The organism is Acidovorax sp. GW821-FHT10E03 (genome assembly GCF_059415205.1).
Genome location: NZ_JBWKMU010000007.1, coordinates 185,269 through 208,775 on the forward strand (window position 1 = coordinate 185,269; position 23,507 = coordinate 208,775).

At 63.2% G+C, this 23,507-nt stretch carries 19 protein-coding genes; 12 read left to right on the plus strand and 7 right to left on the minus strand.

Translation table 11 applies throughout. The annotated features are described in order from the left end of the window. The first annotated feature begins 3 nt into the window (after window positions 1–3). The 12 genes from traC to AC07OD_RS14325 all read left to right on the plus strand — a co-directional run bounded on the left by traC (window position 4) and on the right by AC07OD_RS14325 (window position 14,279). Window positions 4–2,586 carry a type IV secretion system protein TraC gene (gene traC, locus AC07OD_RS14270; protein WP_494597275.1) on the plus strand — a complete coding sequence of 861 codons (2,583 nt, stop codon included), beginning with the start codon at window positions 4–6 and terminating at the stop codon, window positions 2,584–2,586. Next, window positions 2,583–2,939, plus strand: a complete 357-nt coding sequence (locus AC07OD_RS14275; RefSeq protein WP_494597276.1) for a hypothetical protein — start codon at window positions 2,583–2,585, stop codon at window positions 2,937–2,939. Before traC ends, AC07OD_RS14275 begins: the two co-directional genes overlap by 4 nt. Then, entirely contained in the window at window positions 2,936–3,517 is a 582-nt protein-coding gene (gene traF, locus AC07OD_RS14280) for a conjugative transfer signal peptidase TraF (protein ID WP_494597277.1), read from the plus strand. The genes AC07OD_RS14275 and traF (AC07OD_RS14280) overlap by 4 nt, the downstream gene beginning before the upstream one ends. An 11-nt stretch (window positions 3,518–3,528) precedes the next feature. Continuing rightward, on the plus strand, window positions 3,529–3,915 hold the full coding sequence (locus tag AC07OD_RS14285; protein WP_494597278.1) for a hypothetical protein: 387 nt from the start codon (window positions 3,529–3,531) through the stop codon (window positions 3,913–3,915). Then, window positions 3,912–4,538 (plus strand): type-F conjugative transfer system protein TraW, encoded by a 627-nt coding sequence (gene traW, locus AC07OD_RS14290; protein WP_494597279.1) that lies wholly within the window; start codon window positions 3,912–3,914, stop codon window positions 4,536–4,538. Before AC07OD_RS14285 ends, traW begins: the two co-directional genes overlap by 4 nt. Further along, the gene (locus tag AC07OD_RS14295) at window positions 4,535–5,560 is read left to right on the plus strand and encodes a TraU family protein (RefSeq protein ID WP_494597280.1); all 1,026 of its coding nucleotides are present in this window, start codon (window positions 4,535–4,537) and stop codon (window positions 5,558–5,560) included. Before traW ends, AC07OD_RS14295 begins: the two co-directional genes overlap by 4 nt. Beyond that, a complete protein-coding gene (gene trbC, locus AC07OD_RS14300) occupies window positions 5,547–6,311 on the plus strand; it encodes a type-F conjugative transfer system pilin assembly protein TrbC (RefSeq protein WP_494597281.1) in 765 nt (254 codons plus the stop codon). Before AC07OD_RS14295 ends, trbC begins: the two co-directional genes overlap by 14 nt. 9 nt (window positions 6,312–6,320) lie before the next feature. Next, window positions 6,321–8,738, plus strand: a complete 2,418-nt coding sequence (traN, locus tag AC07OD_RS14305) for a type-F conjugative transfer system mating-pair stabilization protein TraN (RefSeq protein WP_494597282.1) — start codon at window positions 6,321–6,323, stop codon at window positions 8,736–8,738. A gap of 77 nt (window positions 8,739–8,815) precedes the next feature. After that, complete coding sequence (locus tag AC07OD_RS14310; RefSeq protein ID WP_494597283.1) at window positions 8,816–9,124, plus strand: hypothetical protein; 309 nt, start codon at window positions 8,816–8,818, stop codon at window positions 9,122–9,124. Between the two features lie 10 nt (window positions 9,125–9,134). Then, a complete protein-coding gene (gene traF / locus AC07OD_RS14315) occupies window positions 9,135–10,010 on the plus strand; it encodes a conjugal transfer protein TraF (protein WP_494597284.1) in 876 nt (291 codons plus the stop codon). 9 nt (window positions 10,011–10,019) lie between these two features. Continuing rightward, the gene (locus AC07OD_RS14320) at window positions 10,020–11,477 is read left to right on the plus strand and encodes a conjugal transfer protein TraH (RefSeq protein ID WP_494597285.1); all 1,458 of its coding nucleotides are present in this window, start codon (window positions 10,020–10,022) and stop codon (window positions 11,475–11,477) included. A 30-nt stretch (window positions 11,478–11,507) separates the two neighbouring features. Then, complete coding sequence (locus AC07OD_RS14325) at window positions 11,508–14,279, plus strand: conjugal transfer protein TraG N-terminal domain-containing protein (RefSeq protein ID WP_494597286.1); 2,772 nt, start codon at window positions 11,508–11,510, stop codon at window positions 14,277–14,279. A 5-nt stretch (window positions 14,280–14,284) separates the two neighbouring features. Here the strand turns inward: AC07OD_RS14325 and AC07OD_RS14330 are convergent, their stop codons facing one another. From AC07OD_RS14330 to AC07OD_RS14360, 7 genes are all read right to left on the minus strand, one after another. Continuing rightward, window positions 14,285–14,620 carry a hypothetical protein gene (locus AC07OD_RS14330; protein WP_494597287.1) on the minus strand — a complete coding sequence of 112 codons (336 nt, stop codon included), beginning with the start codon at window positions 14,618–14,620 and terminating at the stop codon, window positions 14,285–14,287. A gap of 79 nt (window positions 14,621–14,699) precedes the next feature. Beyond that, window positions 14,700–15,941 carry a hypothetical protein gene (locus AC07OD_RS14335; protein ID WP_494597288.1) on the minus strand — a complete coding sequence of 414 codons (1,242 nt, stop codon included), beginning with the start codon at window positions 15,939–15,941 and terminating at the stop codon, window positions 14,700–14,702. Window positions 15,942–16,028: 87 nt separating this feature from the next. Continuing rightward, the gene (locus AC07OD_RS14340; protein WP_494597289.1) at window positions 16,029–17,294 is read right to left on the minus strand and encodes a type II toxin-antitoxin system HipA family toxin; all 1,266 of its coding nucleotides are present in this window, start codon (window positions 17,292–17,294) and stop codon (window positions 16,029–16,031) included. Window positions 17,295–17,296: 2 nt separating this feature from the next. Continuing rightward, on the minus strand, window positions 17,297–17,815 hold the full coding sequence (locus AC07OD_RS14345) for a helix-turn-helix domain-containing protein (protein WP_494597290.1): 519 nt from the start codon (window positions 17,813–17,815) through the stop codon (window positions 17,297–17,299). A gap of 759 nt (window positions 17,816–18,574) precedes the next feature. After that, window positions 18,575–18,868, minus strand: a complete 294-nt coding sequence (locus AC07OD_RS14350) for a hypothetical protein (RefSeq protein ID WP_494597291.1) — start codon at window positions 18,866–18,868, stop codon at window positions 18,575–18,577. A gap of 9 nt (window positions 18,869–18,877) precedes the next feature. Beyond that, complete coding sequence (locus AC07OD_RS14355) at window positions 18,878–21,685, minus strand: RHS repeat-associated core domain-containing protein (RefSeq protein ID WP_494597292.1); 2,808 nt, start codon at window positions 21,683–21,685, stop codon at window positions 18,878–18,880. Window positions 21,686–21,700: 15 nt separating this feature from the next. Then, window positions 21,701–23,332, minus strand: coding sequence for a DUF6531 domain-containing protein (locus tag AC07OD_RS14360; RefSeq protein WP_494597293.1), 1,632 nt, complete (start codon window positions 23,330–23,332; stop codon window positions 21,701–21,703). Window positions 23,333–23,507: the final 175 nt, after the last annotated feature.

The following is a 23,507-nucleotide window of genomic DNA, read 5'->3' on the forward strand; positions in this document are numbered from 1 at the left end:
GCCATGCAGTTTTCATCCACCGAAGCACACACCGGCTCCCACCACGCCGCGCCCTTGTTTCCGTTTGGTACGGCGCCGGACACGCCCGCCGAGCAGTTTGCCAACTGGCTGCCGTATTCGGCCTACCTCGCCGACGAGAAGATCTTCGTCAACCGCGACGGCATGGGCTTCATGCTCGAAGTCATGCCCCAGTCGGGCGCCGACGAGCGCATGGCCGAGGTGCTGGTCTCGCTGTATGCCAACTGCCCGCCAGGCACCGGCCTGCAGTTCCACCTGTTCGCCTCGCCCCATATCCGCCACCAACTGCGCCAGTACACCAACCTCCGCGTCGAGGACGAGGATCAAGCCGAGAAGGCCCGCGAGTGGGGCCGTCCCGTTCCCAATGAGAACCTGTTCCGCAAGCTGGCCCGTCAGCGGGTCAATCACCTGCTGCACGGCACCCAGGACTCGCTCACGGCGGGCTTCCACTACACGCTGCGGGATTTCCGGCTGATGCTGAGCGTGACCTTCCCCGGCAATGCCGAGGACCTGAACCGGCGCGAGGCGCTGCTGGCCCTGCGCGACTCGATGGCCGCCACGCTGCGCTCGGCCATGCTGCCCAACCGGGTCTGCGATGCGGCGGACCTGATCAATTGGTGCGCCCTGTTTACCAACCCGGACCGTATCGCGCATTCGGATGCCGAGGACCTGAACTACGACGATGACCACTGGCTGCGCTACGACGACGGCCGCGAGATCCGCGACCAGATCGTGGACTTCGACACCATTCAGGACCCGCACCCGTCGGGAATCACGCTCTGGAAGGAAACCAGCGCCGAGGTGCTGGAGGCGCGTTTCTATTCGATCAAGAGCTTTCCCGAGCGCTTTGCCCTGTGGCAGATGGGCTCGCTGATAGGCGATCTGATGCAGCCGGCACTGCAGTACAGCGCCCCTTTCCTGATCACGCTGGGCGTGCATGTGCTGGACCCGAACGCCACCAAGTCCATCATCACGGCTAACCATGTGCGCGCCACGCAGAACGCCAAGTCCAAGATGGCCGACGTGATGCCGGATGTGCGCAAGAAGCTCGACGACTGGTCGGCCGCCGCCAATGCGATCGACACCGGCGGCAGCCTGGTGAGCCTCTACCACCAGTTGGCGATCTTCACGTCACCAGAGAAGGCGGCCTCGGCGCACGAGGCCGCGAACGCCATCTGGCGGGCTCGGGGCTTCCAGCTCAATGCCGACGCCTACATGCACCGCCAGGCGCTACTGGCCAGCCTGCCAATGACGCTGACCCCGAGGTTCCACAGGGATCTCGCCAAGATGCGCCGCGTCACGCGCAAGACCATGGCCAACGCCATCCACATGGCTCCGCTGATCGCCGAGTGGCGTGGCACGCGCACCCCCGCCCTGGTATTCGGCGGGCGACGCGGCCAGGTCATGACGCTGGACCTGTTCGACAACGACCTCGGAAACTACAACTTCGCGATCATCGGCGCGCCTGGCTCGGGCAAGTCCGTGCTGATGAACGAGCTGGCCTGGTCGTACCGGGCGATCGGCGCCAAGGTCTGGATGCTGGACCTGGGCCGCAGCTTCGAGAAGCTGTGCCGCAAGGCCCGGGGCACCTACATCGAATTCCGGCCCGACGTGGACATCTGCGTGAACCCGTTCACCATCGTGCACGACATCAACGAAGACATCGACATGCTGGTGCCGGGCATCAGCAAGATGTGCTCGATGCAGCACACGCTGGACGAGGTTCAGTACAAAGCCATCTCGGCCATGATCCTCAAGCGCTGGCGGGAGTACGGCCAGGACCTCACGATCACCGGGCTGCGCGATGCCTTCAAGACCGGCACGCTGGAGGAACTGGGCGCCGTCAACGATCAGCGCATCAAGGATCTGGCCATCATGCTCAACCCCTACGCCAGGGGTGGGCAGTACGAGCGCTTCTTCGAAGGCAGGGCCAACGTCGATTTCTCGAACGACTTCATCGTCATTGAGAACGAGGAACTCAAGCGCCGGCCCGACCTGCATGCGGTGGTCAATATCCTGCTGCTGCACCAGATCACCGGCGAGATGTACCTGACACGCAACCGGCGCAAGGTGCTGTTCATCGACGAGCTCAAGCAGCAGCTCGGTGACATCGGCGCCGACGATCCGGTCAAGGCTGCCGTGGTCGAGGAAGCCGCGCGGCGCGCGCGCAAGTACGGCGGCGCCCTGGGCACCGCGACCCAGAGCGCGGACGACTACTACGGCAGCGCCCAAATGGAAGCGGCTTTCAACTGCTCGGACTGGGTGTTCCTGCTGCGCCAGAAACCCGAATCCATCGAGATGCTGGATCGTAAGGGGCGCCTGGCGATGGATGAGCCGAAGAAGCGGCTGCTCAATTCGCTGCGCACCGAGGCGGGAGCGTTTTCGGAGCTGTATATCTCCTCGCCCGTGGGCGAAGGCGTGGCGCGCAACATTCTCGACCCGGCCACGCATCTGCTGTTCTCGAACAAGCTGGAGGACAACGCGCCCATCGACGCGCTGCGCGCCCAGGGCCTGTCCATCGACGAGGCCATCGCCGAGCTGCTGCGGCAGCGGGGGCTCGCGCTATGAACAAGCCCCTGCTGCTCAACGCCATCGTCTCAGCGCTACTGGTCGCCTTCGGCATCACGGCCTATGACCGCTGGGTGCTGCGCCCGGCCCTGGTGGTCGGTGTGGTCGACCTGTCTGAGGTCTATCGCACCAAGGAAGCCGAGTTCACCCGCCTGCTGACCCAGCCCGGCAGCGACGCGGACCGCGAGCGTGCGCTCGCGCTGGCGCGCAACTTCTCGCAGCGCCTGCCCACGGCGCTGGACGAACTGCCCCGGGAATGCGGGTGCCTGGTCGTCCTCAAGAGCGCGATCGCCGGAACGCCCCACGGGCTCGACCTGACCGCGGCCCTGCGCCGCAAGGTGGATCTGCCATGACCGCACACCGGGACTCCTTCGATGCCCTGGACACCCAACCTCAAAGCTGGGCCGCTGGCTTCCGCGAATTCCTGCGCCACATACGTCGGCGCTGGTATCTCTACCTGCCGGTGTTCGCGATCTGGGGCTTTGCCTATGTGCGGCTCTTCATCGACCCGACCCCGCGCTTGCCCCTGCTGGTCAACTGGACGCCCAGCCTGCCCTACCGCCTGGCGCTCATGCAGTACCGACACCCGGCGGTGCAGCGTGGCGACCTGATCGTCTTCGCGTTCGCTGGGGAGGCCCAGGCCCACTACCCCGGCCTGCGCGGCCAGCCCTTTTTCAAGCAGGTGCGGGGAGTGCCTGGCGACGTCGTCACCGTCTCGGAGCGCACGGTCTTCGTCAACGGCGAAGCCGTGGGCCTGGCCAAGCCCCGGGCCTTCGACGGCCATCCCCTCGCTCCGATCGCACCGACGGTGATTCCACTCGGGCATTTTTACGTTCAAGGTGTCGGCCCCCACAGCTTCGACTCTCGCTATGCCGAAAGCGGCCTGGTGCGTGCCGAGCAGGTGCTGGGCGTCGTAGTGCCGATCTTCTGAGAAGAAGAACCATGCACACCGCGCTTCTTCTCATGCTGGGCAGCGCCCTGATGGTTGGCACGGCTTGCGCCCAGACCAGCCCAGCCTTCGGCCCCCCAGTGGCAGGCTCCGCCGCAACGCCAGGCCCGGAAGCCACCGGCGATATGCCCATGGCCGACTACCTGGGTCTGCTCAAGCAGATTGCCCCCTCGGCGGAGAGTGGCGCGCGCACCTACCTCGCAGCCGTGCGCCTGCGCTGCGGCCGCACACTGAGCACGGACGAATTGCGCCAGGCGGTGTCCGACGGCGAAGGCAACCCGGCCCTGATGGGCCTGATCCGCGCCGCCCACCAGAACGACGCCGCTGCCCGCGCCCGCCTGGTGGCCCAGCTTCCCTGCCCCGCGGGAGGCTCGCGATGAAAGCCGCCCTCCTCGTCCTTGCCGCCCTGACCTGCGCCAGCACCGCCGCAGGGGCCACCGACCTTGGCACGCTGGGCCCCACCTACGAGATCACCGAGCCGCATCTGCTCCAGATGATCGAGCGGCGCCTGCGCGAGATGGAGCGCAGCGGCGAACTGGCCCGCATTGAGCAGGACGCCCGCACCCGCGGCGCCGAGGCCGTCCGCCAGCCGGTGCCCGTGGCGAATCTGCGCACCACGGCCGCACCACGGACCTTCTATGTCGACCCGACCTATACCCTGGACCGCAACCTGCTCGGCGCCAAGGGGGAGCTGCTGTTTGCCGCCGGCACCAAGGCCAATCCGCTGGATGCCGTCAGCCTCTCGCGCCGCCTGCTGTTCTTCGATGCCCGCGACAGCCGCCAGGTGCGCCAGGCGCGCGATCTGCTGGCGCGCTACCAGGGCCAGCTCAAGCCCATCCTTACCGGCGGCTCCTACCTGGATCTGATGAAGTCCTGGCGCATCCCCGTCTACTATGACCAGCAGGGCCTGCTGACGCGGCGCCTCGGCATCGCCCAGGTACCAGCCCTGGTCTCGCAGGAGGGCAAGCGGCTGCGCATCGACGAGATGGAGGTGCCGCGATGATCAGCATCTTCCGCGCTCTGGCGACTGCGTTGCTCGCCGCGCTGCTCCTGGCTACGGGAGGTCCTGCAGGTGCCGCCAACGCGGCCACCTGCACAGGCAAGTTTCCGAACCCCATCACCGACATCTGCTGGAGCTGCATCCTGCCACTGAGCATCGGCGGAGCCCGGATTGGCAACTTTGGCGACCAGGAGGATATCGACAACCCCTCGAGCCCGCTGTGCACCTGCGGCGTCAACCCGGTGATCGGGCTGTCGGTGGGGTTCTGGGAGCCGGCGCGCCATGTCGAGGCCGTGCGCAAGCCCTTCTGCCTGGCGTCATTGGGTGGCATCGACCTCGACCCCGGCATCCCGGCGCCCGAGGCGGCGCGCTTTACCCGCCCCGAGGGGGACGGCGACGGTGGCAGCTTCTACCAGGCCCACTACTACGTGAACCCCGTGCTGTACTACCTGGAGGTGGTCACCGACTTCCCCTGTCTCGAAAAGGGATCGTTCGACCTGGCCTACCTGACCGAGGTCGACCCGCTGTGGGCCGACGACGAGCTCACCCTCATCCTGAACCCGGATGCGACGCTGTTCGCCAACCCGGTGGCGGTGGCCGCCTGCGCCGCCGACTGCGTGGCCGCCTCGATGGGATTCGGCATCCGCGAGCTGTTCTGGTGCGCGGGCTGCCAGGGCGGCATCTATCCGCTCAATGGCCATGTCCCGTACCACATGGGCGGCGTGCGCACCGCGTCGCTGATGGCCCAGCGGCTGACGGCCAAACTGCACCGCGAGCTGATCGCCTGGGGCTGGCACGGCTCGGCGGGGCTGTGCGGACCGTATTTCGCGCCGGTCATGGACAAGGCGGCCTACAAGACCCAGCTCACCTACCCCATCCCCAACACGGCCAAGGAAGCCGGCAAGTGCTGCCAGCCCTTCGGGCGCACCACCGTGCTCTGGGGCGCGGGCAAGGAGTACCCCGTGCGCGGCGAGGACTTCGCCTTCCTGCTTTTCAGAAAAAGGAACTGCTGTGTTGGCTACTGACCGCTCTACCCCCACCTTTCCGGCGCGGCACGCGGCACTCCTGCTGCCCGCGCTGGCAGCCATCCCCATGGCATGGGCTGCCGGCCCGGTCATCACCAATGCTGACATCGAGCGCGCGCGCCGCGCCCAGCCCACGATCTCCGACCAGGACATCGAACAGGCGCGGCGCAAGCATCTGCCGGTCACCGCAGCGCCGCCTCAGATCCTGCCTGCACCTGTAGGACCGTCCGTCGACGCACTGCCGCAGCCGGTGACGCAAATGCCGATCGACCTGGAGGCGCTGGCGCGCGGCTATGCCGCTCAGATGGATACCTCAGAGGCTGCCCAAGGCTTGGCTCGCGGCCCCGGCCTGTTCATCTTCATCAGCCTCTCGATGCCCAAGCCCACGCTGCAGCGCCTGATGGCCCAGGCAGAGCGCGCCCGCGCCTCGGTCATCCTGCGCGGCCTCACCGAGGGCTCCCTGCGCGCGACGGTGACCCAGGTCCAGGGGCTGATAGGCCAGCGCCAGGTCGCGGTGCAGATAGACCCGCAGGCCTTCGACCGCTTCGCCATCACCCGGGTGCCCAGCTTTGTGCTCGTGCGCGACGGTACCCGTCCAGCCTCTTGTGCTGCCGGCAGTTGCGCGCCACCGGAGGCCTTCCTCCGCACCGGCGGCGATGTGAGCCTGGACTATGTGCTGGAGAACATGCAGCGGGCGGCTCCGGCCTTCCGCGCCGACGCGGCTCCCTTCCTGGCTCGTCTGCGTCCCTAGGAGAGCTGTATGCCTACATCTCTGTTTCTCCTGCTGCGCCGGACCGTGGTCTGGTTCACACTGGCCAGCTTCCTCGCCACGCAGACGGCCGCGCTGGCGGGACCGCACGAGGAAGGGCTCGCGGCGGGCCAGGCGGCCAACCCGGCGATCCGGGGCTCGGTCAATGCACCTGAGGCCTCCACCGTCGTGCCGGGCTACACCTCGGCGCCGCCCGAACGGGCCTACTACGGCCAGCCCAACCTCTCGGGACAGACCAGCGCCCACCTGGCCGCCTGTGCGCTCACGCCCGCCGATCCCGTCTGCCAGGCGCTGCTGGGCGCCCAGGCCTCCGCCAACACGCCACGCGAACCCGTCTCGCCCTATGACCCCGCTGTGCAGGGCGCTCGGCGCATTGCAGGCAATCCCGCGGGCACGCTGGAGGACATCGCCACCTACTACAGCGGCTGCCAGGTCGACACCGTGGCCACTCCGGCCACGGAGACCCGGGTCTGTCGGCAGTACAGCGGCACTACGGCGCAGTCCTGCGCACGCACCCTGTCGGTATCCGTCGCGCGCAGCAGCAGTTGCTCGCCTGGTGACTGGTTCGCACAGTCCTCGTCAGGGAGCACGGCGCTGGCTGTTCAGTGCAAGCCCGACCTGCCCGCATCGGCCCAGCACTTTAGGGTCACGAATGGCGGCACGCCGCTGGCGTTCTTCGACGTGAACATGACCACAGCCCTGGTGTTCCCCCAGATGGTGGCGCAACTGCCGAGCACTGGATGGGTGAGCGGCGGCCGCAATGGCGTCTGGGTGGCCAACAACCAATGCACCGGCGACAGCTGCCGCCTGCAAGGCTTCATCGCCCAGGAATACCGATCCATCTGCACGGGCGGCGGCGGAGACTCCGGGGACGCTAGCTGCACGATCGAGCGGCCGTTTCTGGAAGTCTATGCGGCTTGCCCGGCGGGCACGCAAAGCGGCGACCACATCGCTTACACGAAGGGCACCGGGGGAGACAGCACCGACACCCAGACCACTTATCTGGACAAAGGCACCTGCTACGCGCCCACGCAACGGCCGTCCGACTATGGGGGGGTCGACGACACCGGCGGGATCTCTGGTACCTACTGGACAGTGCATTCCAGCCGCCAGGTCATTGGCTTCACGCTCAATCCCGCCTATGGGCCGATCCCGCAGATGGCCCTGTCCTACGAGCGACCGCACACCACGGTCACGGAGTCCGACCAATGGGATGACCAGTGCCCGGCCCTCGAGGGCCAGGGCCGCTGCACCGTATCCGGCGCGGCGCGCTGCGTCGACGGGCCGGCGACCAAGCAGATCGACGGCGCGCCGGTCACCCGTGCCTGCTGGCGCTACGAAACAGCCCTGTCCTGCCAGCAAGGCGCCCCCACCGACGAGTGCGCGCCGCTGGCCGCAGCCGACTGCACTCCCGCCGGCACGAGCTGCCGGCAGGCCAACCCGGCGACCGGCACCTGCGAGATCACCGAGAACCGCTACAGCTGCCCAGTCACACCGGGCATGACGATCACCGCGAGTAACTGCCCCGCCAATGTCTTCTGCATCGCGGGCAACTGCTTCAGCACCGCGTACACGAACGATGCGGATTTTGCGCGCTCCATGTCGTTCCTGGAGGCCGGGCGCGAGGCAGGGGTCTACCTCGACACGGACAACATGCAGGTGTTCAAGGGCGAGGTCAACAACTGCCGCGACCGGCTGCTGAAGAACTGCTGCATGTCGGATGCCGCAGGCCGCGGCATGACCAACCAGAGCGTGTTCGGCGTCGGCACCCGGTTGGTCTACGACGTGCTCATGAACGAGGGCAACCGCCAGTTCTTATACCAAGGCATGCAGGCCCTACTCCTGGGTGGCGGTTTCAGCGGCAGCTTCACCACCTATGGTGTCACGGTCGCGATCAACGGAACGGCTCTACCCGCAGGATCTGCAGTCCTCTATGCGGGCGACAGCTTGGTGATTGCCTTTGATCCGTGGAGTCTTGCGATTGCGGTAGTCATCTACATCGTGATGTCGATGATGTCCTGCAACGAAGAGGAAGGAAGGCTGGCCATGAAGGAAGGCGCGAATCTGTGCCATACGGTCGGCACTTACTGCTCTTCCTGTATCCGCATCTTGGGCAAGTGTGTCTCCTGCATAGAACACACGACCGGCAAGTGTTGCTTCAACTCGGTCCTGGCCCGGATCATCAACGAGCAAGGTCGCCTTCAGGTCATGAAGTGGTGGGGCACGGCGGAGAGGCCCGACTGCTCGGGCTTCACGATCGCTCAGTTGCAGGCGCTGGACTTCTCGCGCATGGACCTGACCGAGTTCTACGCCTCCCTCGTGCCCAAGCTGCCCAACGTCGGCGCGATCCAGGGCGGCAATGCTCGCCGCGCGAGCAACTGCTACTACGGGGAAGGGAGATGCCAATGAATATCTGCGCAAGCCTCGTCTGCGCCGCGGCGTCGACGTCCATGCTCCTCCTTTGCGCAGCGGCACACGCCGAGCCAATGCGCACTCCGGTTCCTGACGCTCGCCCGGTCCTGCTCGCCGCCTTGCAGTCCGCCGACGGCACGGCCCATGGTGTGTTGACCGGAGAAATCGCGGACGCCATCACCAAGCGTTTCGAGGCCACTTCTCCGATCTACATCGACGTCTCCACCGAGCGGCGCTACCGGGAGCCGGGCTGCAGCCGGCTGAAGGTGCTCTTCTGGCAGGAAGGCGTTCGCCTGTCCGAGGCCAAGGCGCCACGCAAGCAGATGATCGAGTTTGGCATCAACTACTGCGCCACGGGCCTTCCGCCCAAGTCGCTGCTCTGAGGAGATGACCATGCGCGCGCGTCCCCCTTTGATCCTGGCCGCTGCCGTGGTCTCCGCGGCTGCCATGGTGGTTGGCGTGGCCTCCGCGCAGGACGTTGCTCCGCTGGCGCCCGAGGGCGATTCGCTGCGTCCCTACTGGACCGACGGCTGGCGCGGCTGGCACTTCTATGAGGATCCTCCGCCAGAAGCGTCGCCCCCTGCCCCGGCCAAGGCCCCAACCGCCCTTGCCCGCCCGGTAGCTCCACCTCGCCCACCCGAGCTGGTGGAGTTCGAGCGCCTCCAGAAGACCCTGGAGAACCTGCGCAACATCGCCATCATGCGGCCCAGCGAGACCAATGTGCGGCGCTATATGGAGCTGGAGATGCAGGTCGTGAACCGCGCCTCCTACTTCGCGGACATGGCGCAGCGCGTGGCCTGGGCTACGCCCGAGCTCGATCCGACGCTGCAGGGCCGGCCGGTCAATGCCCAGGCGCTGGAGGTCTTCGACCAGCGCCAGCGCTCCGACCGCTCCGAGTCCGTCGCCGCGCTGGGCCGGGACCACGTGCTGTTTTTCTTCTACCGCTCGGACTGCCCCTACTGCCATGCCTTCGCGCCAACCCTGCAGGCCTTCGAGGCACGCCACGGCATCCAGGTGGTGGCAGTGAGCGTCGACGGCGGCCCCATGCCCGGCTTCCCCCGGGCCCGCCCCGACAACGGCATCGCCACCGCGCTGCAGGTGACGCAAGTGCCGGCCGTCTTCCTGGCCCAGCCCTACACCGGAAAGATCAGCCCGGTCGGCTTTGGCGTGCTGTCCGAGTCGCAGCTGCTGGAACGGATCGCCACGGTCGCCTCGCCCGCGGGCGAAGCCATGCTGCCCGGCGCCACCCGGCGCCTTGCCCTTCCATAGGAGGTATCCATGCCTGCTCGACACCTCTCACCGTTCGCGGCCCCTGGCCGGCAGGCCGTCGCCGCAGCCGTGGCCCTCTCGCTACTGGCCGTCCCGGCGCCCGGCCGCGCTGACCTCAACAGCGAAGTGAATGACATGTTCAACAACCTTGGCGCCATCGGCAACTACACGGCGCCGGGAGCGTTCCGGGGCCAGACCTACAACACCTACACCGGCGGCTCCTTGATGATGCGCTCACCCAATAAGGTGTACCAGTTGGCAGCCATCCAGTTTCCGAGCGCCAAGGCCGGTTGCGGCGGGATCGACGTGTTCGGCGGCAGTTTCAGCCACATCTCGGCGCAAGAGTTCAAGAACATGTTGCGGAACATCACCGCCGCCCTGCCCGGGATCGCGTTCCAGTTAGCGTTGGAGGCGGTCTCGCCGCTGCTGGGTGGCCTCACCAAATGGGCCAAGGGCCTGGAGACCTGGATCAACAACGCCCGCATCAACTCCTGCGAAACGGCGAAAGCCATCGTCAGTACGGCGGCCGAGGCCGTGGGCTACAGCTCGCAAGAGACCTGCGCCGACCTCGCCATGGAGATGGGCATGGAGAGCGACCGGGATTCGGCGCGCAAGCGCTGCGGCACCGACCGGCCCAGCATCCTGTCCTCGGCGCGCTCGTCGGGCGACGCCAATGTGCGCAACAAGGCACCGTTCGTGGGCAACCTGACCTGGAAGGCGCTGCAGTTCGCGGGCTCGTACCTGGACGATGCCGAGCGCGAGCTGATCATGAGCATGGTCGGCACCATCATTTATTACCCGGAGGAATCCAGGCGCGATCCGGAGCCGATCGCCCCCACCCTGACCTCGATCAGCCAGTTGCTCTACGGCCAGGCCGCTGGCTCGGGCACGAATGTCGTCCAGCACCTGCTGCGCTGCAACGACTACACGAACTGCGACGTGGTGTCGCTCAATACCAACTACAGCCACGTCCCGTTCACGGCGAAGGTGGAGACCATGATGCGCTCGATCGCCGACAAGATCGCCACGCGCACGCCGATTCCGAACAACTCGGCCGAGGTCGGCTTCGTGAACATGACCGCCGAGCCGGTCTACAAGATGCTGTCGGTGGGCACCAGCATCCCGGGCTCGGGCCTGGCCGACAGCCTGATCAGCCAATACCGCGACGTGATCGCGGCCGACTATGCCTATGTGTTCCTGGCCCGCAACATGCGGCTGGGCATGGCCGCGCTGACCAAGGACTACACGCTGCAGCAGACCCAGCGCGAGCAGGCGCAGGATATCCGCCGGCGCGCCCAGGCCATGCTGCTGCTGATCTCCCAGGAAAAGAACCTGCTGTACCAGAAGGTCGGCTCGTTCCGCGCCGTGGCCAGCCATCTGGAGGAGCTCGAGCGGCAGTTGCGCACCAGCATGCCCCAGCACGTCATGGACATGCTGGGCCAGCAGGCGGCCTACCTGTCGCGCTGAGCGCGTCAACACCGATGGAGCAGCTCAGCCATGTGGGAAATCTACGCATACCAGAACGCCGACAGCCTGTTCGGCGTATTCAACGCAGCTGCAGCCATCCATGCATCGAACGACTATGCCTCGGCTGTGGCCGCAGTTGCATTTTGCGGCTTCGTCGCCGCCCTGATCGCGTACGCCTTCGCCCCGGAAAAGCTGCAGGGCTGGAAGTGGCTGGGCTCGGTGGTGCTGATCTTCAGCGTCCTGATCGTGCCCAAGGTGACCGTGGGCGTGGTCGACAAGACCGGCGGCTCCGCGGTCAAGGTGGTGGACAACGTGCCGTTCGGCGTGGCGCTGTTGGGCAGCCTGACCAGCACCATCGGCCATACGCTGACCGGCCTGTTCGAGACGGCCTTCCAGGTGATCCCCGGCGCAGGCGCGCTGCCGGCCGAGCTGTCCTACCAGCAGAACGGCCTGATGTTTGGCAACCGGCTTATCCGAGAGACTGGCAATGTCGTGTTCCAGGATCCGGGGTTCAGGACTGACCTGGTCAACTTCATCCACAACTGCACGACCTACGACCTGGTCGACGGCACGCTGGATCCGGCGGCGTTTTCTGCGTCGGACGATGTCTGGCCGCTGATGGGCTCGCCCAATCCGGCCCGGTTCAGCACGCTCACGGGAGCTGGCGGCACAGTCGGCGTGGATACCTGCCCCAACGTGTACTTAAGCTTGAACGGTCGGCTGCCGGCGCAATTGCAGCGCATCCAGGGGCGGTTGGCGTTTCAGCTGAACCCGACACTGCCGGGCGCGGCTGCCGCGGCGGCCATCGCGGGCCAGATCCAGCAGGCCTATCTGAAGAACGGTATTGCCAATGCCTCGGCGACCACCGCGGACATCATCCGCCAGAACGCCATACTCAATGCGCTGGAGGATACGGGCAAGATCGTGGGCCAGAAGGTCAATGACCCGGCCGCCATGGTGCTGGCCGTGGGGCGGGCCCAGGCCGTGGCCCAGATGAACGCTTCATGGCTGAACTACGGCAAGGTGGCCGAGCAGGCGCTGCCGGTGTTCCGCAACGTGATCGAGGCGGTGACGTATGCCCTCTTCCCGCTGTTCGTGCTCTTGCTGCTGCTGACCAGCGGCCGCGAGACCATGCTGGCCTTCAAGGGCTATGCCGCCATCCTGATCTGGATCCAGCTGTGGCCACCGCTCTACGCGATCCTGAACTACATGGCCTCGATCTATGCCGCGTACGACCTGGCGGCCGCCGCTGATCTCGGCACCGGCGGCAAGGCCTTGGCCCTGCAGACCGCGTCGGTGATCTACTCCCGCGCGCTGTCGGGCGAGGCCATCGTGGGCTATCTGGCCATCAGCATCCCGTTCATCGCCTGGGCCGCGCTCAAGCGCATGGAGAACTTCGGCACGGCCCTGGTCGGCGGGTTGTCTGGGCTGCAGGCCATGCTCTCGGGATCGACGGCAGCGTCCACCGTGGGCAATACCTCGCTGGGCAATGTTTCGATGGACCAAATGCAGCTCGCGCCGAACCGGACCTCGGCCTTTATGGGGAGTTGGCAAAACGACCTGAGCGGCAACACCTTCACCGGCAATGCGTTGACGGGACGTACCGCCGTGAGCCTGCTGCGCAACCAGGGCTTTGCGTCGCGGGTGGTGTCGATGAGGGTGTCCGAGCAGGACGTGCAGGACGCCAGTCGTCAGGTCGATGCGGCGCGCGGGGAAGCCGTTGCGGCCAGCAGCGAGCGCTCGGCGGTGCTGGCGGAGGCGTTCACCAAGGGCATCGCCAAACTGCGCTCCTCGCGCAACAGCACCGGCACCACATCCAGCGGCTTCGAGCAGTTCGGCGAGACGGTCAACCGGCTGGATCAGATCAGCAAGAGCGTGGCGGATACAACGGGGCTCACGCAATCTCAGGTAGCACGCATTGCCATGGGTGCCTCCGGTCACGTGGGAATCAATACACCCCTTGCGGGACTGGGCGCAAACGCGTCTGGCGACAAGAGCTATTTGTCAGGGCTCTCTGCCGCTGAGCAAAAGGTGCTGACCTCCATGAACAGCGAGCAACTGGCCGAATTCAAGCAGTTCGGTGATCGGGTCTCTCGGGACAGAAATTTCGTCAGTCTGGTGGCCAGCGACAGCCGCGAGGCACAAGACCTTTCCGCCCGACTGGCATCGACCACCGCCCGAACCGAGCGGGCCGACGCCAGCCTGAACGAGCGCAGCGCCTTCGCGGAGCGCGTCTCGACGGCCTATGAGCGCGGCGAGACCATCTCGATCGATATCGCCCAGGATCCGCACAATCTCGCGATGTTCACCCGCTATGCCGAGCAGTATGGCGGCAGCAGCGCGTCCGCTCGCGTGCTGCTGGAAGCGGAGCTGGCCAGGCAGTCGCTGCAGCCCAACCGCGTGTTCTCGGACGGCACTGCGGTGCCGACTGCCTTTGGCGACCTGTCCGCCCAGCACGTACAGAATTCCGGCAGTCCTGCTCTTGCGCCGGATCTTGGAAGGCAGCACCGGGCCAACCAAGGCAGCGTGCGCGGCTCCGGCGGCGGACCCAGAACCGCGTCTCCGGGCGAGTCCCCATCGTCCACGCGCAGTGAGGTCCAGGCAGAAGGTCAGCGTATCCGTGCTAGCTCTTCCGCGGATCAGGCCACCTTCGAGCGCAAGGCGCAGATCACCAAGACGCCGGATGGGACCCTGGCCTCCGAACGATCCTTGATGCTACAAACTGGCAAACAGGTCAAAGAGGATGCCACCCCCATCGTCGAGGACGCAAAGCAGGCCGTGAAGGATGCTCTGAAGAAATAGAAGAGCTAGATGTTCTTGTCGGCGTCGAGCATCCGATTGCCATGCTCGGGCCGTGGCGGCTTCATGAATGGAGGATGGCCCTCGTCACGCCAGTAGTTCGCCGCCAAGTCTCGACTGGAAGTACCGATCCCTGGAATCGGATTTAGCTCCTCCTCTGTCGGAGCCCGACGAAGCAAACGCTGCCGCTTCCCGATCTGCGACAGCCCTCCACCGATTGCTCCACCGAACAGCGCGCCCACGGCCATCATGACAACACGCACACCCCAGTCTTCGTGGCGCGCAGGCAGGTAGCCGAGGCCTATGCCCAGCAGAAGGAAGAAGAGGAAGATGGCTTTTCGCACGCGACCTCCTTGAGATATCAACAACACTACCAATTTATCGGTGCGAGTCAATGGGGTGTGCGTAACCGCCTACCTGCAATTACCGGTCGTTCGCCAAGAGGCGTACCTCTTCAAGCGTAAATGAACGCTGATTGAATGCCTCTGCCAATTGGTTAAAAGCATGGGCAACGAACGACAGCTGGGCCGCATCGTCCCAATTTACGTCTTCCCGAACACATCGGACCAGGGAGTCCACATGCGAAGACAGTTGCCCCACGTTATTGGACCAATATACGCCTTCTAGCCCAACGACACCGACCTCGACCCGCAAGGGACCATTGATTCCAATATGCTTCAAAATACCCAGCACATCCTTAAGTTGAGTACGCCATCCCTTGACAATGGTTGACCACGCAAGCAAGCGATTTTGACCGTCAGGAGGGTTGAAAGTCGCGCCACCGTGGAACGCCCAAATCTCACTTGTTTTCTTGAACCACTGGCTTGCTGCAAGTACCTTACCTTCGTACAAGCCGACAGCTACAACGCCGTCCGAATTGACACCGCCATCTCCTCCAGACCAAGGGCGCGGCGCATACATGTGGAATTCACCTAAAAGATCCTGAATATCTCGAGGACGCTTACTGCCGTCATATTTCGCTGGAATGACGCGGACGTAAAAACGGGGAGTCTCTATGACCTCCCAACTCCTTCGTCCTGCCCCGTGGTAGTAGTCAAGATGTTGGATAGGGGCGCCTTTGGCCAGCCAGATCGAAGGATCATCAGCACGCGCATCGGCGCACGGGTATTGCGCAATTTCGGCCACCTTTTTAAGCGCACTCCCCAGGCATCCGGCCAAGGCGTCGGCCAGCTTACCTACCAAGTTTGCTCGAACACGTTCTCGCTCTTTTCCAGAGGAAGAAGGAGGGAGATTGTAAGTAATTGGTGCGCGTCGATGGCGCAGGTCAAAGGGCAGATCTTCCGGGCGTCCTCCATAGGCCTCGTTGGCAACCAGAATGATGTGCTCTGGTCCAACAGCCTTCAGCGCGTACCCTAGCTCAATCATCACATTCGGATTCGGAATCTTTTTTTCGCGCTCCGTGTTTCCTACATAGGTCAAGTCCGCGACGAAGACCGCAGCCTTATCGATTTTCCCGAAAATGGTGTCGACAATGGAAACTAGTCCGGGCTCATCCTTGGTATCGTGGTCAATCTCCGGTCGATTGGCCTCAGCCAGATCTAGATCTGCAGCCACACGCGCTAACGCTGCGGTAAGAGCGTCTCGGACGAAATAGTGGTTGTTGTTTCCAGGCGTATCGCTCTGCCACGACCAAAAGACCTTCACGCTATCTCCTTCTTGTCTGAATCAACCGCAGGTCTTCGTCAGAATTGCCAACGAAGTTGCACCCATGAGTGTCAAGGACGCTTGCGCTTAGCCGCTGGCGAGCCTGAAAGCATTCGCCATTCGATTCTGTTCATTCGCGGATAGGCCTACACCCTCGGCCACCACTCGCCACTGTCCAACAATGGCTTGGAAGTCCGCGATGATCTCATCAGCCGTCTCGAGATTTACTCGGAAATATCCAGCTACTTCCCGGGCCAATTCAAGGTCAAGCGCATTGTCCGCATCAGTGATGTTGAGCTTCAGCCCGTCAGCATGAGGAACGGGGTTCATGTCATAGGCCTTGGAGAGCTTCCAGCCTTTGCCGGGAACCAGGATGAAGCCGTGATTGCGAAGGTGATCATCCGTGTTGGAGACCAGGATGTTGAAGACGATCCGCGACCAGAGTTCTCGCAGGTCTTCATTGGGCTGCGAGCCCTGACTCATGATGACTTCCGCCAGTTCAAGATAGCTCACGCCTGTCGAAGCATCATCGCCGTCGATGTGCCCGGTCAAGGTCATCGCCGACGCGAAATGCAGCCGGCGCCCCGCCTCCGTACGGTCAAAGCGGTTCACCATGAAGCAGTGATAGTCGCTGGCAAACTTCCGAGCCTGTGCCGGAGCCACCTGCAGGCCGCAGGCGTCCGCCAGGGCATTGACCACCATTTCCCAGCCGCCGACGTCATAGGTATCTCGCGTGCTGGGAAACTTGGCAATGTACAGCCGCCCCGCATCGTCCACGACGCTGGCTTTCGGCCTGGCACCACCGAGCGAGCCGCCAGGCGCGATCAGCATGCGCAGCCAATCCTGTCCCTGCGCTGCGAGGTTGTCGGGATCCTGCTCCAGCGCACGGCTTGCCTGCTCGAGAGCACGGATTTCCGTGAAAGGTGGCGCCGCGATGTGGATCCGGTTATCGAGGAAGTCGCCCTCATCCTCCAGCCGATACCTGAGTGCACCCACGCGATACTGGTCATGCACACCCAATAGGTAGTCCGACTCGTACAGACGTGCATCCACAGGCAAGAGACCCGCCCGCTTGTCGCGTTCGAACCGTCGATCCATCAGCAGGCGACCCCAGCGATCCGGGCTTGAGTCATCGAAGACACCGAACTTGGTTCGGGGCGGAACAGGATACTGCCGTCCACCGAAGGCTTGAATGCTCGGGTCCAGATGCACCCCGTTAAGGCGAGGATCGGCGAGCGCCTCCACAGCGTATTCGAATTCAAATACTTCGGATGCGCGGGTTCTGCGGCTATGCAGAAATCCAAGTCTCAGGGGCTCGGGTATTCCGTCCCAGTCACCGTAGACAGCAATCATGCTCATGACTTAGCAGTTCCCTTGCGTGGCGGCCGCTTGAGTAAGGAACTTAGGGCCTCTGTGCTCTTCATGTCACCAGCGACCTTCCCCGCTCCGGTAGCCATCGCCGACCGAGTGCTTGCAGACAGCTTTTCTTGCGTCAAAGGCTTCAATGCCTTGCCTGGCAGCGCTTGCGCCGCCAAGCCACCTGAGCGCGCCACTTCTCGCGCCGCTGCGGAGTGCACGGCCTCGTTCCTGCTCAGCCGCGCATCCTGGAGCCTGCGACCGAGCTCGTCATCAGCGGCGAGCATCTCGAGATCGCCGGCAAGCCCAAGGACCTGCATTACGGACAGGTAGGCACCCATCGTCACACCTGCCCCGCCAGCCTCCAACGAACGCAGGGTCATGGGGGACATGCCTGCCCGCTCGGCAACCTGTTTGGCCGTCAACTTTCTGCGCAGTCGCGCAAGCTTGAGCCGCTCGCCGAATTCGGCGAGGAGCTTGCTGGTAGATGGCAAAAGCGGGGCTGTCGTCTTGGCCATGACACTAATATTTCATCACTTTTCGTTGAGAACAGCAAAAATATTAGCACCCATGACACCAGCATGCCAACCGCCACAGAGGAAAATTTGTTCTCCCAGAGTAGTTGGACGCTAATATTCTATACTTTTCAATAAAATAGTGCCAAAATAATTACATTAAAATCACTAGAACGCCCTGATCGCGCAGGTACATCGGCTGCCAACTACAACCTCGCTGCCGTCGTCTGTTCACCACCGACGCACGGAACGCTGATCGCAGGGCACGCACTATTGCCCTTCTGGAGCTATCCACATGGCACGTCAGCATGGCGGCCTTGGCTGGAGGAAGAGCGGGTGACCCAAGGACATCGCCCACCTCGACGAGTCCTGCCGGTGCTGGGCGCTGCGGAAGAGGCTGCACGCCTATGCCAGCTGCCGCAGCAGAAATCGTGGTCGCCACCTCGCACCCCTTGAACGCGTCGATAGAGCGGGGTTGTCTACCTGCCCAGGGGCAGTCCATAGCGACTGGATGGTGTCCGGAACTACGGGGGCAAGATCATCACCACTACTCGGGCACCTCGCAGGTGTAACTGGTGGACGCCGGAATTCCCACTGAGTATCCACAAGCCCCATCTCGGCCATCACTAATATTCTGGCCTCCATAGACTTACCGCACAAATATTAAATGATGCTCCATATGGACAACGTGACGGCGTGTGAAAATCACAAGCACCGCCACCATTTTTAACCCCACATCCTTCGCGATGCAGCAGCCATTTCTCAATCGATCTTATACTGAAATTGCTCCATCAACTGATCTAATTGATGCAACAAATTTCGAATGGAAATCATATCATCCTCCTCTGGCTTCATATTCAAACCAATTAAGTTGGAATTTATCTGCTCAAGATCAATGATAATTGGAAAGACTGCTCTCTCCCACTCTTGATTTTGCAAAACGCTGGTTACTGCCTCGATGCGTTGAACCAATCTATTCAAGCCAATTTTTTCAGCCCGATAGTTGGAAACATCCGTCCGTAAAATCAAAAGCTGCCGCTCAAAAAATTCATCCATTTAAGCTACTCATCGTGGGATAACTGTAATTACTTGACCATTTCCGCCTGTCACGACAGTCACGCCATTGGCACCTGTATGCACAGTAGTTCCAGGAGTGTTACCTGGCGTCTTGGCCCCGCCCTGAATCGCCTCCTCTACTGCAGAGGGAGGAACCCCTCTACCCTGCATGCGATCAAGTGCGTGGCCGGTATAGTCCCTTCCGCCAATTGTCGTCGGCTCATTGGTACCCGGCTCAACCTCAAGAGGACTGCCTCGTTGTCCCGTCGGCGTACTTGGATGCTTTTCGCCTCCGTCGGAGAAAACCCAATTCCATCCCGCCTTGCAGAGTTCCCATAAAGAGAGCCCTGCGCCAGCCCCCGCTGCACCAGAGACAACAGGGCCTACCCCTCCACCTCCGCCACCTTCAAGAGGCTGAATCGCATAGGGATTCAAGGCTCGCAACCCTGCGGGGTCAGTGTAATTGAGCGGTTTGCCGCCTACATAGGCATAAGTATTGACTCCCCCTTTCAATCCAATCGGATCACTCTGTACATAACGCCCCGTCCAGGGATCGTAGTCGCGGTAGTAGTTGTAGTACAGCCCACTGTCCGCATCTGCAATTTGCCCCGGGAAGCGCAGCGCTATCTCGGTAGCTATGCCATCCAGGTCCGGATCCTGCTCCGACTCCACCGCGCCAAAGGCCTCGGATTGCGGCAACCTCCACACCACGGTCTGGCTTGCATTGGTGGCCAGCCTGGGCGTTTCGAGGTGGTCCGCGTGCAGGTACAGCACATTGGTTGCGGTGATAGTGCCCGAGCTGCCATAGTTCACCTGCACAGCCGCCACCGGCTCGCTGCCCAGCCACACGTAGTATTGCGCGCGCACCGGTGCGCCACTGGAAGCGAACTCGGTGAATCCCAGCAATTGGCCGCCCTGTGCGTACAGGTAGGAGGTGGTGCCCGACGGAGTGCGCTTATGCGTTCGCTGGCCCAGGGCGTTGTAGGTGTAGTTGGCCACCTCGACGCCGCCTATGTTTACGCTTTGCAGCCGTCCCTGTGCGTCATGCAAATACTCCCGCGCCGCCCGATCCTGCACAAGGTTGCCCGCGCTATCGCTGGTGACGGACTGTGCCCCGATGGCGGTCAGGCGATTGCTGGCGGAGCCGTAGCTGAAAAGGGTATCCACCGCCGGGCTGGGGGTGCCGCCCACAATGTCGATGGTCGACAGCGCCGTGCGGTTGCCCACTGCATCGTAGGCATAGCCCCGGCTCTGGCTGGCATGCGCGCTGCCGGTGAGCCGATCCAGCGCATCGTAACTGTAGCCCAGCGTGCCCGAGGTACTGCCGCCGATCTGCGTGATGTTGCCGTTGGCATCGAAGGTGTAGGTACTGCTCCATACCGTTCCCACAGACTGGGCTGTGAGGCGGTAATCCTGGTCATGGGTGCGGGCGAGCACGAGGCCGTTGCCCCAGGTCAGACCCTTGAGCGGCCCGAAGGGCTGGTAGCTGGCCCCGCTGATGACAGGCACAGGCGTGCCGCCGCCACTCTGCATGTCCACGCCCGTGACCTGGCCTCCCACATTGCGGGTGTACAGAATGCGGAAGTCCGCCGGATAGTCGATGTGGGCGATACGGTTTGCATCGTCATAGGCATAGCCCACGGTTTCGATGCGCGACAGTCCTTGTACGGAGATCGTGCGGGTCTGCGACGTGAGGTTGCCGCGAGCGTCGTAGGTGTAGGCCTGGGTGCCACTGGCATCCTGCATCGACGTGAGCCGGCCGATGCCATGGTTGCCGCTGGCCGTGGCGTCGTAGCCATACTGCACGTTGAGCGCCGGCGCGGCAGGATAGCTGCGGGTCAGTGGCCGATTCAGCGCGTCATAGGTAGTCTGGGTCACAACGCCGCGCGCATCCGTGGCCTGCGTGACGTTACCTGCTGCATCGTGTGTATAGCTGGCGGTGCCCGTGTCAGGGCTTTGGAGCTGAGTCAGGTTGCCCAGCCCGTCGTAGCTGTACTTGGTCGTCACGCCACGCGGGTCAACCACTTTCGTGAGATTGTTCTGCGCATCGTAGGTGCGAGTGCTCGTGCCCGAGAGCGGGTCCGCCTCGCTGACCAGCCGGTCGAGTGCATCGAATGCTTGGGTGTAGCTCTGTGACTTGGGGGTGACTTTCCCCGTTCGATTGCCATTCAGGTCGTAGCTGTATTGCGTGGTCTGCCCGCCTGCACCGATGTGGCGCAGCAGGCGCCCCAACTCGTCAAACACCCGCTGCTGCTGGCGGCGCAGCGTGCTGGATGCGTCGCGCACTTTCTCCGCGGTACGGTTGCCCTGGGCATCCAGCGTGTATTCGGTGCGCTCGCCGAGGTTGTTCTCCACGGCGATGAGGCGGCGCGCATTGTCCCAGGTGTACTCAAGCCAACTGCCATCTCCCAGGGTGACGGCGACGAGTTGTCCGACGGCATCGTATTCGTAGCTGGTAGTGCTGCCGGAGGTGGTGCTGGATTCAAGCCAACCCTGCGGCGTATAGGCCAACGTGGTAGTTACGCCATTGGGATCACTGACGGTTTGTGGTCGGCCATAGCTGTCGAAGTTCGACAGGGTGGTGACCTGCCCCAGTGCATTTTGTACCTGGGTGCGCCGGCCATTGGCATCGTAAGAAAAGCTCGCGACGTCGGTCACGTCGGTGCGTGGACCGTCAGTGCTGGCCAACAGTCCGTTGGAGCCGTAGGTATAAGTCCAGGTTCGTGTTGCCGCGCTGGCGGTCTGCATGCCGCTGGCGACCAGCAATGCGCAAATGCTGGCAGCGAGCACGCCCCTGCGTTGCTTGGGATAGTGCATGGTTGTGTCCTCTCCTCAGTCCGAAATCGTTTTTGTGAGTACGCGGCCCTGCGTGTCGCGGGTGTAAGTCACCGAGCGGTCTGGCTCGGTGATCTGCATGGCAAGCGGCAGCGTCGGGTGCCAGGTGGCGGTGGTCACCCGTTGCTGTGCCGTGCCAGCAGCCTGCGTGCGCGAGGTACGCAATCCCCGGGCGTTGTAGGCGTACTGGGTAACATTGCCCTTGTTGTCGGTCTGGCTGGTGAGCATCCCCCGCGTGTCATATGCAAAGGTTGAATTGCTGGCCGGGCAATTGGGCGACGGCGAGCCCACGATCTGGGAGATGCGCTTGACGCCATTGATGACCGTGAAGTGATAGGTGGCCTGCTTGCCCAAGGGGTTGGTCACCGTGACCGTACCGTTCGTGTTGTAGGCCACCTGGGTCAGGTCGGCGCCCGCCGCATGGGTGCTGCTGATGGCACGCCCCTGGCTGTCGTAGGCAAAGGTGGCAAAGCGCACGTTTCGCTCATCGGTGATGCCGGTAAGAAAGCGTGGATAGGTGGTGTTCTCGTAGTGGTAGGTACGGGTTCCCACTTCGGAGCCCGTCGTCTTGACCACGGTCAACAGCCGTGCCGGGCCATCGTAGTTATAGGCGACGCCTACCCCCGGTGCTGTGAGCGTGCGAGGCTGGAAATGGACGTCTTCGGCGAACGACAGACTGTTGCCAAAGCTGTCGGTGACCGTGATGAGGCCGCCGCTCCCATAGACCAGAGTGTGGTACAGCCCATAGGGTTCGGATTGCTTCGTCAGGCGGCCGGTGGCGTTGAATTCATAGCGGGTGTTGTCGCCAGCCACATAAAGCCAGCCGCTGCCGGTCTGCGTCAAGCTGCCTAGTTCATCGGGCGGCGGTGTGATCGCGGAGCCGCTGCGCGCAAAAGGCATTCCACGTCCATCGGGAAAGAGCAGCGTAACGCGCGTGGTCTCGATCTTCAGGCGCGTCGCATAGTTGTGACGCCAATAGCCGTCTGCGCTGTTGAAGAGGCGCACCAGACGCAGCGGATAGCCTTCGGTGGCGCTACGGTAATCCTCCTCCTCCTGCACCTTGTTGCCCATTGCGAAGTTGATGGGGTTGCCTGCGCAACTGGGCGGTCCGTCCGGAGGACTTCCGCCGGGCCCTTCGCCGCCTCCCCCACCCTGACCTCCGCTGCCCTCACCGCCACCGGAGCCCTCTCCTCCGCCTCCCCCGCCTCCGCCACCTCCTCCACTGCCGCCACCGCCGTTTTTCAGCGGATCGACATCGGTCGGGTCGTAATACACAGTCATGGCGTCCGAGGCGCTGCACCCACCTACGCTGCCAGAGACGAAGAAATAGTTGGCACCAGGGCGTAGCACGACCGGGACCCCGCGCGACTCAAGAAACGAGACCATGGCCGTGAAGGAGCCCGATTGCGAAAAAAAGGTGGCGCCATTGAGCGTTGCGGTCACCGTGCCAAAGTCACCCGTGGTGGCATCTCCGCCGCCCGATCCATAGACATTGATATTTGCCGTTGTGACCTTGGCTTTGTGACCTGGCGATGTAAAAGCCAGTGAACATGCATGGGCTGTCCCCGTCAGCCCAACCATCGCAAGGGCCACCAAGCCCAATGCTGGACATCTGCGCTTCTGTCTCATGGCGCCTCTCCTTCAAAAATTTAAAAAATATAAATACAGAAAAAAATAAATAGATTCGCAATATTCTTTAAGGCAAAGCACTCCCCCACGCATATTTCAGCGTATTAAAAAATGCATCGATTTATGGCACAAACTCGTGCCACATCATTCACAGGAAAAAGAGAGTCTAAAAATT

What these genes read in the sequence shown, in the direction of transcription:
- traF (WP_494597277.1), top strand. Translation starts at nt 2,936, where the DNA reads ATGACCGCACACCGGGACTCCTTCGATGCCCTGGACACCCAACCTCAA.
- traN (WP_494597282.1), top strand. Translation starts at nt 6,321, where the DNA reads ATGCCTACATCTCTGTTTCTCCTGCTGCGCCGGACCGTGGTCTGGTTC.
- AC07OD_RS14310 (WP_494597283.1), top strand. Translation starts at nt 8,816, where the DNA reads ATGCGCACTCCGGTTCCTGACGCTCGCCCGGTCCTGCTCGCCGCCTTG.
- AC07OD_RS14285 (WP_494597278.1), top strand. Translation starts at nt 3,529, where the DNA reads ATGCACACCGCGCTTCTTCTCATGCTGGGCAGCGCCCTGATGGTTGGC.
- AC07OD_RS14320 (WP_494597285.1), top strand. Translation starts at nt 10,020, where the DNA reads ATGCCTGCTCGACACCTCTCACCGTTCGCGGCCCCTGGCCGGCAGGCC.
- AC07OD_RS14275 (WP_494597276.1), top strand. Translation starts at nt 2,583, where the DNA reads ATGAACAAGCCCCTGCTGCTCAACGCCATCGTCTCAGCGCTACTGGTC.
- AC07OD_RS14345 (WP_494597290.1), bottom strand. Translation starts at nt 17,815, where the DNA reads ATGGCCAAGACGACAGCCCCGCTTTTGCCATCTACCAGCAAGCTCCTC.
- traW (WP_494597279.1), top strand. Translation starts at nt 3,912, where the DNA reads ATGAAAGCCGCCCTCCTCGTCCTTGCCGCCCTGACCTGCGCCAGCACC.
- traF (WP_494597284.1), top strand. Translation starts at nt 9,135, where the DNA reads ATGCGCGCGCGTCCCCCTTTGATCCTGGCCGCTGCCGTGGTCTCCGCG.
- AC07OD_RS14295 (WP_494597280.1), top strand. Translation starts at nt 4,535, where the DNA reads ATGATCAGCATCTTCCGCGCTCTGGCGACTGCGTTGCTCGCCGCGCTG.
- AC07OD_RS14340 (WP_494597289.1), bottom strand. Translation starts at nt 17,294, where the DNA reads ATGATTGCTGTCTACGGTGACTGGGACGGAATACCCGAGCCCCTGAGA.
- AC07OD_RS14325 (WP_494597286.1), top strand. Translation starts at nt 11,508, where the DNA reads ATGTGGGAAATCTACGCATACCAGAACGCCGACAGCCTGTTCGGCGTA.
- AC07OD_RS14355 (WP_494597292.1), bottom strand. Translation starts at nt 21,685, where the DNA reads ATGCACTATCCCAAGCAACGCAGGGGCGTGCTCGCTGCCAGCATTTGC.
- AC07OD_RS14360 (WP_494597293.1), bottom strand. Translation starts at nt 23,332, where the DNA reads ATGAGACAGAAGCGCAGATGTCCAGCATTGGGCTTGGTGGCCCTTGCG.
- traC (WP_494597275.1), top strand. Translation starts at nt 4, where the DNA reads ATGCAGTTTTCATCCACCGAAGCACACACCGGCTCCCACCACGCCGCG.
- AC07OD_RS14350 (WP_494597291.1), bottom strand. Translation starts at nt 18,868, where the DNA reads ATGGATGAATTTTTTGAGCGGCAGCTTTTGATTTTACGGACGGATGTT.